The following is a 12,479-nucleotide window of genomic DNA, read 5'->3' on the forward strand; positions in this document are numbered from 1 at the left end:
ATTTGGTGGTTTGAGCCACCGCAGGATGCGCCATGTCGGACGAAGACAAAGACAGCAAAACAGAGCTGCCGTCAGAGAAGAAAATCCAGGATGCGATGGAGAAGGGCAACACGCCTTTCTCGCGCGAGATCACGATCTTCGCTTCGACGCTGGCGATCTATCTCTTCCTCGTCTTCTTCCTGCCGGACGGCATCGCGCGCATGAACGAGACGTTGCGCGACTTCTTCGAGCAGCCTGAGGCCTGGAACCTGAAGTCCGGCACCGATGTCATCGCGATCTTCCGGCATCTCGGCTGGGAGGCCGGCGCGCTTCTTGTGCCGATCCTCGCCATGATGATGATCTTCGGCATCGCTTCATCCGTCTTCCAGAACCTGCCGAGCCCGGTGCTCGAACGCGTGCGTCCGCAAATGTCCCGCCTCAGCCCGGTCAAGGGGCTGGGCCGTCTCTTCGGCAAGCAGGGCCTCGTGGAATTCGGCAAGTCGCTGATCAAGATCCTTCTCGTGTCGCTCGTCGTGGCCATCGCCATGCGGACGAATTATTTCGCCTCGCTCGACACGATGTTTTCCGAGCCAGCGGCGCTCATCTACATGATGACGACCGATATCAACAAGGTCCTGCTCATCGTCCTCTTCGCCACCGCGATCATTGCCGGCATCGACTTCGCCTGGACGCGCCATCACTGGTTTACCGAACTGATGATGACCAAGCAGGAAGTGAAGGAGGAAATGAAGCAGTCGCAGGGCGACCCGATCGTCAAGGCCCGCATGCGCTCGATCCAGCGCGACCGTGCCCGCCGCCGCATGATCACGGCCGTACCGCGCGCCACACTCGTCATCGCAAACCCGACTCACTTTGCTGTTGCGTTACGATACGTGCGCGAAGAGGGCGATGCGCCTGTCGTCGTCGCCAAGGGCCAGGACCTCGTTGCCTTGAAGATCCGAGAGATCGCCGAGGAGAACGGAATTCCCGTTTTCGAAGATCCGCCGCTCGCACGCTCAATGTTTGCGCAAGTCTCGGTGGATAGTGTCATTCCACCGGTGTTCTACAAGGCCGTGGCAGAGCTGATTCACCGGGTTTATGCAGCTTCGCCCCAGACCAGACGGGTAAACTAGATCCGATGAGAAAATGCACCTACTCCGCCGAGCGCGAGAAGATTGTTGCAGAAGCAATCTGCCCGGTCGCCACTGAGCTCAGACTGCTCGATGCCGCCGATCTCGTCTCGCTGTTGCGTTTCGAGTGCTACGGGAACCTGGCCGACCTGGTCTCTTCGGCCGCAGAGTTGTATTTCCTGCCCGGCACGATCAATTTCGGCGCCGGCGGCGACTATCGCCTCGACTGGGATACAGAGCCGGAAGTGACGCTGGACATGGAAATCCGCCCGCAGGGCGTGACGGTCTATGCCAAGCTGCTTTTGCAGAAGGATACGGCCGGCGTGGAAGTCACCCATGTCGCCTTCAACGACCCATCGCCCGATCCGGACGACAACACCGCGTTCCTGCGCAAGAGCCTTGCCGAATCCCGCTACGTGAAATCCGATCCCGCGTCATCGCAGCACGCCCATTGAGGCGAGCGACGGAAATGCGGAAAACGGCCATGGTGTCCATGGCCGTTTTTTATCAGGTGATGTAGCCGAGACGGATGGCCTTGGCGATGGCCTGGATGCGGTTGACCGCGTCGAGCTTCGTCGTCGCCGTGCCGAGATAGGCATTCACCGTATGCACGGAAAGTCCCATTTTTTCCGCGATGGCTTCGGAGATGCATCCGTCGCCGGCCATCTGGAGGCAGGCGATCTCGCGTTCGCTCAGCGCCTCGGAGGGCGCCAGCTTCTTCTCATCGACGGCCAGCATGTCGATCAGCACCTGGCAGCTCTTCATATGCATGTCGACGACAAGGTCGCTCGACGCCGAGATGAAAGCGCCGGTGAAGACGACGTAGCCATTTCCATGCGTCCCGAGGCGCACCGGAAAGGCAAGGCCGGACCATGGCAGAAGCCGCGCGGCAAGGCGCTTGGTGAAGGGTTCAGCGCCGGTTTCGACGAGCTGGTTGTCCCCGGCTCCTTCCCAGACAAGCGGCAGCATCGAGGCTTCGAGATGGGCGAGCATCGTGGCACCGTAGGCCTCGATCAGGATGCGCGCATTGCCCTCGACGTTGCTCGCCCAGTTGTGCAGCGAAAGCGTCAGCTTGCGCGCCGAGGGCAGACCATGGCCGGCAACGCGCAGTACCGCGAAATGTTCGGCGCCGAGGATGGTTTGCATCACCTGCAGGCGGGAGACGAAATCGGAAGCGCGTACTGCCTTTGGCGGCCGCGCAAGGCGGATTTCCGTCTCCAGGTTGGTGGCGCCGGAAAGCTGGATACCCATGACGTTCTCCTCAGACCAGGCTGTTGCGAACGGCCCAGGCGATTGCTTCCGACCGCGTCTTCGTCGCGGTCTTGCGCATCACGCTGGTGATGTAGTTGTTGATCGTGTTGCGGGATATGCCGAGGATGACGGCGATCTCATCGCTCGTCTTGCCTTCGGCGATCCAGTAGAGGCACTCGATTTCACGGTCGGTCAGGTCCATCTCGCGGTCCTGCCTGGTGATCACGCCCTGGCAGCAGACGCTGGCGAAATAGCCGGTCATAACGCCGACATCACGCAGCTTGCTCTGCGAGAGAATGAAGTGCTCCGGGAAGAGCAGCACAAGCGACATGCGCACCCGCCCGACATGAAAGGCGACGGCGCAATATTCGCGGCTGACGCCGTGCGGCACCGCGATCTCGTCGCTGAGATGGGCAAAGCAGGGCTTGAGGAGACCAAGGCACTTGTCCAGTTCGCTCAGGCGGGACTGGCTGGCGACAATGGCGCCGGCCGTGGTGCGCACCATATCGAAGGGCCAGTCAGAAGCGACGATGGCGTCGAGCCCCGCTTCTGGCGACACGTCGTGACGAACGAGAAGATAGTGGGAGGCGCTGACATAATCGGTCAGCGCTTTCAAACCCGAGGACAGGCCGGCGCGATCCGCGCAGCGTCCGAGATGTTGAACCAGAAGCTCACGCGCACTCTTACGCTCACCAGACTCGGCGGAGAATCCATAGGATTCCCAGGCCGCGACATCCGACCGGATCGTTTCCATGATAGCCCCCTGTTCCGATTCAGAACGGACAATTCCCGCCTCCTTCCCATCAGGAATCCGGAACCGTCCGAACTCCTTCCGATCAGGCCGCATCGGCAAGAATCACCAAGCGAATCAGTAACTAAAGTGTACATCGACCATCGCTAAAAACCACCGCCCTCTTCTCGGGATTTACTTTTGGCGGCTTCTATGAGTCGCCCGGCCTCGAGTGATTTGCCCCGTGTGCGCAGAACGGATCTGACGAGCCACTTCAGCTTAAGACACTGTTAACTATACAATATTTCAAACACTTCATCACATCTCTCGAAAAAAGATGTTGCTCATTCGATTCAGGATTGTCGGGTGGAGCCGAGCGATACAACCGACACGGCCGAAAAGTTTTTTTCGTGAACGGCCTGGTCGATTCCCGGCAGGGCGCAACGGCAGACCCGACGCGAAAAAATTGCGTCGAACGGGTGCGAGAGCGTTGCCGAAAAGCGACAGCGGCGTCAAAAACTCGGACTGCCGAACGTCAAGACGAAAAAGGCGCGGCCATTGCGGGCCGCGCCTTTTTCGTCGTTCCGGGAAAGCCGTCAGGCGGCTTCCTTCTCGATGGACCACTTGCGCAGGATCTTGGCGGCGCGCTCCTCGCTGATTTCGACCATGCGGCCGAGACGGCGCTCCGGGCCTTCCTTGACGCGGCGGTTGAACGTGCCGTCGCTATCGTCGCCGGCATTGAGCAGGTCGTCCGTGCTGTCGAAACCGAAGTCCGCGCCGAAGCCGTCCATGAGCGTCGCACCGGGGCCGCCCATGCCCGCCGCCGGCGAGAAGTCCGGCAACTCGAGACCGGCCGCATCGCTTTCCAGTGCGTTGCCTGCCGCGGCACCGCCGCCGGTGATCGACCGGACTGCCGGGCGAAGACCGAACCAGACCACGACCACGGCCACACCGAGGAAGGCAAGCGCATTGATGATGCCGCCGAGGTTGCGCGTCAGCGTTTCCATGACGCCGGGACCCGGCACCGCTTCGTTGAGCAGCTGGTGGTCGAGGAACTCCATCGCGTTGATCGTGACGATATCGCCGCGTTCGGTATTGAGGCCGGCCGCCGAGGAGACGATCTTCTGCATGTCGGCGATATAGGCGTCGATCTTCGCCTGATCCGCCGGCTCGCCGACCATGGCAGCGATGCGCGCCCGGTTGACGACGACGGCGACGGAGAGTTTTTCGACCGCAAAGCCGTTGCGCACCGTGGCGACGGTCTTACTGTTGATTTCGTAGTTGGTCTGCTCTTCCTTCTTGTCGGCCTCGTCGCTCGACTTCTGGCCGTTGGCCTCGCCCTGCGGGCCGCCCTGGGGAATGTTCTGCTCGACGGTCGCGGCCTTGTTGTCAGCCTGCTGCTGCGACTTCTGGCTTTCCCGCGTGACGCGGACCGAGCGTTCGACGCGCGATTCCGGATCGTAGACCGTTTCCTGGATCTGCTGGGAATCCGTGTTCAGGGCGGCAGTGACGCTGGCGCGGAAGTTGTCCATGCCGAGGAAGGGCGCGAGCGCCTTCTCGATATTGCGTTCGATCTCGCTCTGGACGGTCTGGACGGCCGTCAGCGAGCGGTTCACCGCACCGTTCTCGTCATCGTCGCCGGAGGCGAGAAGTTGGCCGGCGGAATCGAGGATGGTCACGCCATCCACTTCCAGACCGGGAACCGAGGCGGCGACGAGGTGGCGGATGGCGGCAGCCGATTCGCGGCCCGCCTGCGCACTGGCGCGGATCATGACGGAGGCCGTCGGCACCTGTTCGGCTTTGCGGAAATTGCCACGCTCCGGCATCACGATATGGACGCGGGCGGCGGCGATGCCGGAAATCTGCTGGATGGTGCGGGCGATTTCGCCTTCGAGGGCACGAACGCGCGTCACTTCCTGCATGAATGAGGTGAGGCCGAGCGAACCGACCTTGTCGAAGAGCTCATAGCCGGCGTTCGCGCTGCTCGGCAGGCCGCGCTCGGCGAGATAGAGCCGCGCCTTGCCGGTCTGGCCAACCGGGACCTCGATGCTGTCGCCGGCGGTTCCGGTGTTGAAATCGATGTTGGCTTCGGCGAGCGCCAGGCTGATCTGGTTCACGTCGGACTTTTCCAGTCCGACATAGAGTGTCTCATAGGCGGGCTTGTTCACCATGATCCCGGCGGCGAGCACGAGGCCGACCGAAACGATCGCGGCACCGGCCAGCATCGCAAGTTTCGCCTGCCCCAGCGAAGCCAGGTTCTTGTAGACTTTCGTCAACTGTTCCAACAGATTCATTCTGTTCCCGCACGGACTTGGCGCCTTGCCACCGGGCTAACATGCCGGCACTCGCAAGACGCATTTTCAATCTCGTGGGACGGAACCGGCACATTTCCGCACGCGCCGACCTGCCCCATGGAATACGCGGACCTAACTGATCCGGCTCGGAGACTAGACGGCGAAACTTGCGCGAGCATGGCGCGGCCACGCTGCAAAACGGGCGCTTAAACGGAAGACGGCGCCGCATGGGCGCCGTCTCAAGAATGAATTGTCGTTTCAGATCAATCAGAAGGCTTCGAAATCGCCTGCCGCCTTGCCGAGCGGCTGCGAATGGCCGTGGCGCATGCCGTTGCTCAGCGCCTTCTGCATGTCGGCAAGCTTCACCAGATTCAGCGCCGTCGTGATGTCGACGATGCAGCTGTCGGGAATGCTGGCGGTGATGGTATCGATGAACTCGGCAAGCCCGCGTGTCTTCTGGACCGCGAGGTCGATGCCCTGCAGCACCATCATGCGCTCGAAGGCGTGTTCGGGCACTTCGCCATGAATGGCGGCGAGCTGCGGCTCGATGCGCTCGATCAGATAGGCGACGTCGTGCAGTTCGGAGACGATCCGCATCAGGACATCCGGAAGGGCTTCCTCCATGGCATTTGCTGCACTCAGATACTCGGCTTGCATGGATTACCCTTTTTTGTACGAGCCGGCGGATGACTGAGCCGGCGACGCAAGACTGTTCGTACTTTCGCTTCCCGGCGGAGAAACCGCCGATCAGAAGAATTCGATCGAGCTCTCGACGGGCTTTGCGACGGGAACCGGCCGCTGCTCCAGCGCCACCGTCTTCTGCGTCTCGACACCGGTCAGGGCATATTGCCGGGCCCGGCCGCTCGACGGCCAGTATTCCAGCTTGCGCCCATGCTCGCCGCCTGTGCTTTCGCCCATGATCTTGATGCCTTCGTCCATCAGGAACTGACGGGCGAACATAGCGTTCTGCTCGCCGACATTGGAGAAGCGCGCAATCGTCCTGGCGCCACCGAATATCTTGGCCTCCAGCCGGTCGCGGCGCGCGCCCTGCTTCAAAAGACCGTTGATCAGAAGTTCCATCAGATGCACACCGTAGCGCGTGGCGTCGCCGCCGGAGGCCATGGCCTCCGCTGACCCCGGCAGCAGGAAGTGGTTCATGCCGCCGACGCCAATCACCGGGTCGCGCATGCAGGCGGCCACGCACGAACCGAGAATGGTGGTGAGCACCACATTCGGGTCGTTGATGACCTTGTATTCGCCCTGAATGACATGGACGCGGCGCGTCCCGGCGTCTGTTATCATTTCAATGCCCCGAACACGGCTTCGATGGCAGCCTTCATCTTCTCGATGGTGAACGGCTTGGCGAGAACGTTGTTTGCACCGAGCGCCGCCGCCTTCTGCACCAGCGCACGGTCACCCTGCGCGGTCAGGATGATGAAGGCCGCCTTCTTGGTGGTGGGGTTGGACCGCACCGCCTGAAGAAACTCGATGCCGTCCATCTTCGGCATGTTGAAGTCGGAGATGACGAGGTGATGGGGCTGCTGGGCCATGATGGCCATGCCCTGTGCACCGTCGCCGGCAGCCGTGATCTGCTTGAAGCCAAGCTGTTGCAGGGCATCACCCAAAAGCAGGCGACTGGTCACCTGATCATCGACGATGAGGACTTTGATCTTTTCAGCGATAGACATTATTCGCTCCCTTCTCTACGGGCCGCAGTGATCTTCAAGATTTCCTCCCCGATGGAGGAAAGCGGAAACTGGTGTTCGACTGCACCCAATTCGAAAGCCACTCTCGGCATTCCATAAACGACGCAGGTTTTTTCGTTCTGACCGATGGTCCGCGCCCCTGCATGACGCATTTTCAGAAGGCCGCTCGCCCCGTCCCGGCCCATGCCGGTCAGGATGACACCGACGGCGTTGCGGCCGGCAAGTTCAGCCACCGAATCGAAGAGCACGTCCACCGAAGGACGATGTCCGTTGACCGGGTCGCGCTCGATCAACCGGCAGCACGGAGCATGCGGGTTGGCGATCTGGAGATGGCGGTCGCCGCCCGGCGCCAGATAAATCTTGCCGATCTCAAGCCGTGCACCGTCCGTCGCCTCCTGCACCACGGGTGCGCAGAGGCGGTTTAGCCGCTCTGCGAAGCTCTTTGTGAAGGTCGGCGGCATATGCTGCGTGATGACCGTCGGTGGGCAATTGACCGGAAATTTCTGCAACACCGCAATCAGCGCCTCGACGCCGCCCGTGGACGAACCGATGGCCACGACCCTGCGGCCGGGCCGGTAGGCGGCAGCGGGATTGACGTTGGCCGAGGTCGGCGCGAGCGGCGGCGGCTCGGCCTGGAAGCGGCGCTGCGAGCGGGCGGCGGCCTTCACCTTTTCGGCAAGATCGCCGAACGGGCGGGCGTCGCCCGGCTGCGGTTTGCCGACGCAATCGAAGGCGCCGATTTCCAGCGCCATAAGCGATGCCTCGGCGCCGCGATGGGTGAGCGTCGAAACCATGATGACCGGCATGGGCCGGAGCTTCATGATCTTGTCGAGGAATTCGAGCCCGTTCATGTTCGGCATCTCGATATCCAGCGTCACGACGTCGGGATTGAGCTGCTTGATCGCGTTGCGGGCTTCCATGGCGTCACCGGCCTGGCCGATGACGTTGACATCCGGATCGGAATTGAGCACGGCCGTGATCAGACCGCGCATGGTCGGCGAGTCGTCGACGACGAGTACGCGCGCTGGTGCCATTATGCGCCCCTCCTGTGCTTGCCGGTGTAGCGGTAGGTCGTGATACCGATATTGTCGAACTGGTTCTTCGCCTCGCCCGAGACGCGCTCGGAATGGCCGATATAGAGGTGCCCGTTGTCGCCCAGCATGCCGGCAAAGCGCGACCAGATCTTCATCTGCGTCGGCTCGTCGAAATAGATGACGACGTTGCGGCAGAAGATGACGTCGAACGGGCCCTTGAACGGCCACTGGGCCATCAGGTTCAGTTCGTTGTAGGTAATGAGCTTCTTCACCCGGTCGTCGACCTGCCACTTCTGGCGGCCACCGGCATCGACTTCGCGGAAGAACTGCTTGCGCATCGCCGGATTGACGGTTTCCAGCGCATTGGCGTCGTAAGCCCCGGCCCGCGCGATTGCCAGGATCTTCGGGTCGATGTCCGTCGCGAGAATGCGGAAGTCGTAGTCAGCAACGTTCGGCATCATCGAGAGCACGGTGAGCGCGATCGAATAGGGCTCCTGCCCGTCCGAACAGGCCGCCGACCAGATGCGCACGCGGCCACCATTGCGGGCGCGCGCCAGAAGGTCCGGCAGGACGTCGCTCTTCAAATGATCGAAGTGATGGTTCTCACGGAAGAAGCGCGTGAAGTTCGTCGTCAGGTGCGACAGCATCTCCTTGCGAGGCGCTGCACCGGCCGGCGAGGAGACCAGCGCGCAATATTCGCGAAAGCCCTTCAGGCCGAGCTGGCGGATGTGCTTCGACAGGCGCGAATAGACCAGCGAGGCCTTGGTCTCGTTGAGATAGATGCCCGCATCCGCGTAGATCATGGCCGCGATCTCGGAGAGGTCCCTGCGGGTCAGCGGGTATTCCCCGCTGGCCAGGCACTCATCCGGAGACTGTCTGCTATCGAAGGCCGGATGGGTCATGCAGCTTCGCTTTCCGAATGCGGGAACAGGGCATCGAGTTCGAGTTGGCAGATCATGCGACCCTCGATGGCGAAGATGCCGCGGGCATAGGCCTTAGCGGCTTCGTTGGCGATATCGGGCGTCGGCTGCATGTTGTCGTCGGTCACGGTCAGGATGTCGGACACCGCATCGACGAGCAGGCCCACCACCTTCGGCCCGACCTGGGCGACGATGATGACATGGCGCACCGTCGGTTCCACGGGTTTCATGCCGAGCCGCATCGACAGATCGACGATGGGCAGTACGGCGCCGCGCAGGTTGATCACGCCGAGCACGTAGGAGGGCGCATGCGGCATGGAGGTCGCCGGCGTCCAGCCACGGATTTCCCGGACCGACATGATGTTCACGCAGAACTCCTGATCGCCGATCCTGAAGGCGATCAGTTCGCGTCCGTGACTGTGATTATTGACCGCATACGACATGGATGATCAACCCGTGGCAGCAAGCGAGACGTCTTGTTTCAGGGACTGGCCGCGCGAGGCGGCAACCACCGCATCGACGTCCAGGATGAGGGCGACGCGGCCATCGCCGAGAATGGTCGCGGCGGCGATGCCCGGTACGTGGGTGTAGTTGGCTTCCAGGCTCTTGATGACGACCTGGCGCTGGCCCTGGATCGCATCGACCATGAGGGCGCGCTGGCCACCGCCTTCCGATTCAACGAGGAGTGCGACACCCTCGATCGGATTGGCCTGCGTGGCACGGAAATTGAGGATCCGGCCGACATCCACCAGCGGGCAGAACGAGTTGCGGATCGAGATCAGCCGCTGCGAGGCGCCGAAGGAATGGATGGCCGAGGCTTCCGGCTGCAGCGTCTCGACAATGGCCGTCAGCGGCACGACGAGCGTCTGGCCGGCAACCGTGACCACCATGCCGTCGAGAACGGCGAGCGTCAGCGGCAGGCTCATGGTGAAGACGGAGCCCTGGCCGGGCTTCGACGAAATCGAGATGCGGCCACCGAGCGCCTGGATCGAGCGCTTGACGACGTCCATGCCGACGCCGCGGCCGGACAAGTCCGACACCTTGTCGGCGGTCGAGAAGCCGGCGTGGAAGATCAGGTTGTCGATTTCCTCGTCCGACAGGTTGGCGTCGGCCGCGATCAGGTCGTTGTCGATGGCCTTCTGGCGCACCTTCTCGCGGTTGATGCCGGCGCCGTCGTCGGCCAGCTCGATGACGATGCGGCCCGAACGGTGCTTTGCCGTCAGGCGAACCGTGCCCTCGGGGTTCTTGCCGAGAGCTTCGCGCTTCTCCGGCATTTCGAGGCCGTGGTCGACCGCGTTGCGGATCATGTGCGTCAGCGGCTCGGCAAGCTTGTCGATGACGGTCTTGTCGACTTCGGTGTTCTCGCCTTCGGTGATGAGGCGGACTGACTTGCCGGTGATGTCGGCGATTTCTCGGACGGTACGGGCCATGCGCTGGAAGACCGGCTTGACCGGCTGCGCGCGGATGGCCATGACCGAATCCTGGATCTCGCGGGTGAGCTGCTGAAGCTCTTCGAGACCCATATTGATCGAGGACGTGCCATTGGTGTCGTTCTCGACGACGCTCTGCGAGAGCATCGCCTGGTTGATGACGAGCTCGCCGACGAGGTTGATCAGGCGGTCGACGCGGTCCAGATCGACGCGGATCGTCTGGCCTGCGGCAGCGGCCTGGTTGGCCTGGGCGGCACTTGCGGCCGAGGCGGCAGCGGAGGCCGCCTTGTTTTCGGCAGCGCGGCTCGCGGCCTGCGCGACCTTGGTCACGGTTTCGGCGGCGGCGACGGCTGCGGCGACATCGCCTTCCATGACGGCCGGCTCGTCGCCCGCGGAGGACGCGCCGTCATCGAGCATCGACAGGTCGAAGGGCACCGGCTGCATCGGCTGCTCTTCGTCTTCCGTCACCTCGCCGACGACATCTTCCTCGATGGTCTGGATATCGAGATCGCAATCCCACTCGGCGAATTCGAAGACGGAGCGCACGCCGTCCTCGCCCTTTTCGGTGGTGACCGAGATCTTCCAGGAGAAATAGGCTTCCTCCGGATTCATCTTGTCGAGCGTCGGCAGGGCATCCATGTCGCAATAGACACTCATCTCGCCGAGACGGGAGACATCGCGCAGCAGGAGAACGGCTTCATTGCCCTTGGCGTAGAGGTCCTTCTTCGGCTTGAACGCGATCTGGATGGTCGGCACGTAGTGGTCGGCCGGCTCGTCGTCGAAATCGCCGAAGGAGAACGGGATCGGCTGGAAGCCTTCGTCGTTGACGGCGGGCTTTTCAACCACCACCGGCGCCGGGGCGGCCGCCTTGGGAGCAGCGGCTGCGGGCTTCGGGGCCGGGGCTTCAGCCGCGGCCGGAACCTCGCCATGGGCGAGCGCTTCCAGTTCGCGGATCAGGGTGCGGCTGCGCGCTTCATCGACGCTTCCGCCGTCGCGCGCCGCATTCGTCAGGTCGGCCAGGACGTCGGCTGACTTGAGCATGACCTTCAGGACATCCTGGGTCGGCTCCAGCTTGTTGGATCGAACGCAATCCAGTGTCGTCTCGAACACGTGGGCGAAGGAGACGAGGTCATCGAGGCCGAATGCACCGGCACCGCCCTTGATCGAATGCACGGCACGGAACACGGCGTTGACCGTTTCCGGGTCGCGATCCCCGTCGTTCAGCTTCAAGAGACCGGATTCCAGTTCGGCGAGCTGCTCCTCGCATTCCTGGAAAAAGATCTCTTTGATTTCGTTCATATCCATCGGGAATAATCCTGGCTGAGGGATTAGGCGGTTACGCGCTCGATTGCGTCGATCAGCTTGGTCGGATCGAAGGGCTTGACGATCCAGCCCGTCGCACCGGCCTGACGGGCGCGGTTCTTCTTTTCGGCATCGCTTTCGGTGGTCAGAACCAGGATCGGGATCGCCCGGAACTTCTCGTTGCGGCGCACGCCTTCGATGAAGCCGAAGCCGTCAAGGCGCGGCATGTTGATGTCGGTGACTATGACGTCGGGATTGGCATTCTCGAGGACTTCGAGGCCCTCGACGCCGTCTTCCGCCTGGATCGTCTCGAAACCCGCATTGTTGAGGGTCACGAGAAGCATGTTCCGGATTGTCCGGGAATCATCCACGGTCAAAACTTTTTTCTTCATTGCCCAGCCTCCTGTGCCAGCAAGTGATCAATATTCACGCCGATAAGTTGCATTGTCTTCATGAAAGGGTCGGAAACCTTGCCGAAGGTGAAAGGCTTGCCTTCCTCCTCCCAGCTCTTGGCGCCCGCCATCAGGACCTGGGCACAGAGCGCACCGACCCGCTCGACCGCCGAAGCGTCGATAACGAGCGGATTGCCCTTGAGGCCCATGAGCTGCTGGTGCAGTGCCGTCGCCTCGTTGAGATCGAGCACGGGGGCAAGGCTTAAACTTTTCTGAGCGGCTTTCTTGCTCGCCATTACCGGGTTCCTTTT

General features: G+C 62.1%; 14 protein-coding genes. 2 read left to right on the forward strand and 12 right to left on the reverse strand.

Annotation, left to right across the window (positions count from 1 at the left end; translation table 11 throughout):
* The first annotated feature begins 32 nt into the window (after positions 1 to 32).
* Positions 33 to 1,112 carry a flagellar biosynthesis protein FlhB gene (flhB, locus tag MUU55_RS12080; RefSeq protein WP_244761019.1) on the forward strand — a complete coding sequence of 360 codons (1,080 nt, stop codon included), beginning with the start codon at positions 33 to 35 and terminating at the stop codon, positions 1,110 to 1,112.
* Positions 1,113 to 1,117: 5 nt separating this feature from the next.
* Positions 1,118 to 1,564, forward strand: a complete 447-nt coding sequence (locus MUU55_RS12085; RefSeq protein WP_244761020.1) for a hypothetical protein — start codon at positions 1,118 to 1,120, stop codon at positions 1,562 to 1,564.
* A 52-nt stretch (positions 1,565 to 1,616) separates the two neighbouring features.
* Here the strand turns inward: MUU55_RS12085 and visR are convergent, their stop codons facing one another.
* From visR to MUU55_RS12145, 12 genes are all read right to left on the reverse strand, one after another.
* A complete protein-coding gene (visR, locus tag MUU55_RS12090; RefSeq protein WP_244761021.1) occupies positions 1,617 to 2,360 on the reverse strand; it encodes a transcriptional regulator VisR in 744 nt (247 codons plus the stop codon).
* A gap of 10 nt (positions 2,361 to 2,370) precedes the next feature.
* Entirely contained in the window at positions 2,371 to 3,114 is a 744-nt protein-coding gene (visN, locus tag MUU55_RS12095) for a transcriptional regulator VisN (protein ID WP_244761022.1), read from the reverse strand.
* 572 nt (positions 3,115 to 3,686) lie between these two features.
* Positions 3,687 to 5,384: a flagellar basal-body MS-ring/collar protein FliF gene (gene fliF / locus MUU55_RS12100; RefSeq protein ID WP_244761023.1), complete on the reverse strand. Its 1,698-nt coding sequence runs from the start codon at positions 5,382 to 5,384 to the stop codon at positions 3,687 to 3,689.
* Positions 5,385 to 5,651: 267 nt separating this feature from the next.
* Positions 5,652 to 6,041 carry a chemotaxis protein CheT gene (gene cheT, locus MUU55_RS12105; RefSeq protein WP_244761024.1) on the reverse strand — a complete coding sequence of 130 codons (390 nt, stop codon included), beginning with the start codon at positions 6,039 to 6,041 and terminating at the stop codon, positions 5,652 to 5,654.
* A 90-nt stretch (positions 6,042 to 6,131) separates the two neighbouring features.
* Positions 6,132 to 6,686, reverse strand: a complete 555-nt coding sequence (gene cheD / locus MUU55_RS12110; protein WP_244761025.1) for a chemoreceptor glutamine deamidase CheD — start codon at positions 6,684 to 6,686, stop codon at positions 6,132 to 6,134.
* Positions 6,683 to 7,072, reverse strand: a complete 390-nt coding sequence (locus tag MUU55_RS12115) for a response regulator (protein WP_069059978.1) — start codon at positions 7,070 to 7,072, stop codon at positions 6,683 to 6,685. Before MUU55_RS12115 ends, cheD begins: the two co-directional genes overlap by 4 nt.
* Positions 7,072 to 8,127 (reverse strand): protein-glutamate O-methylesterase CheB, encoded by a 1,056-nt coding sequence (gene cheB, locus MUU55_RS12120; RefSeq protein WP_244761544.1) that lies wholly within the window; start codon positions 8,125 to 8,127, stop codon positions 7,072 to 7,074. Before cheB ends, MUU55_RS12115 begins: the two co-directional genes overlap by 1 nt.
* A complete protein-coding gene (cheR, locus tag MUU55_RS12125; RefSeq protein WP_244761026.1) occupies positions 8,124 to 9,026 on the reverse strand; it encodes a protein-glutamate O-methyltransferase CheR in 903 nt (300 codons plus the stop codon). Before cheR ends, cheB begins: the two co-directional genes overlap by 4 nt.
* Entirely contained in the window at positions 9,023 to 9,487 is a 465-nt protein-coding gene (locus MUU55_RS12130) for a chemotaxis protein CheW (RefSeq protein WP_244761027.1), read from the reverse strand. The genes cheR and MUU55_RS12130 overlap by 4 nt, the downstream gene beginning before the upstream one ends.
* A 6-nt stretch (positions 9,488 to 9,493) precedes the next feature.
* Complete coding sequence (locus MUU55_RS12135; RefSeq protein ID WP_244761028.1) at positions 9,494 to 11,779, reverse strand: chemotaxis protein CheA; 2,286 nt, start codon at positions 11,777 to 11,779, stop codon at positions 9,494 to 9,496.
* A gap of 23 nt (positions 11,780 to 11,802) precedes the next feature.
* On the reverse strand, positions 11,803 to 12,168 hold the full coding sequence (gene cheY1 / locus MUU55_RS12140) for a chemotaxis response regulator CheY1 (protein ID WP_117368143.1): 366 nt from the start codon (positions 12,166 to 12,168) through the stop codon (positions 11,803 to 11,805).
* Positions 12,165 to 12,464 carry an STAS domain-containing protein gene (locus tag MUU55_RS12145; protein WP_244761029.1) on the reverse strand — a complete coding sequence of 100 codons (300 nt, stop codon included), beginning with the start codon at positions 12,462 to 12,464 and terminating at the stop codon, positions 12,165 to 12,167. The genes cheY1 and MUU55_RS12145 overlap by 4 nt, the downstream gene beginning before the upstream one ends.
* Between the last annotated feature and the right edge of the window lie 15 nt (positions 12,465 to 12,479).

Source organism: Shinella curvata, from assembly GCF_022899935.1.
Classification (GTDB): Bacteria; Pseudomonadota; Alphaproteobacteria; order Rhizobiales; family Rhizobiaceae; genus Shinella; species Shinella curvata.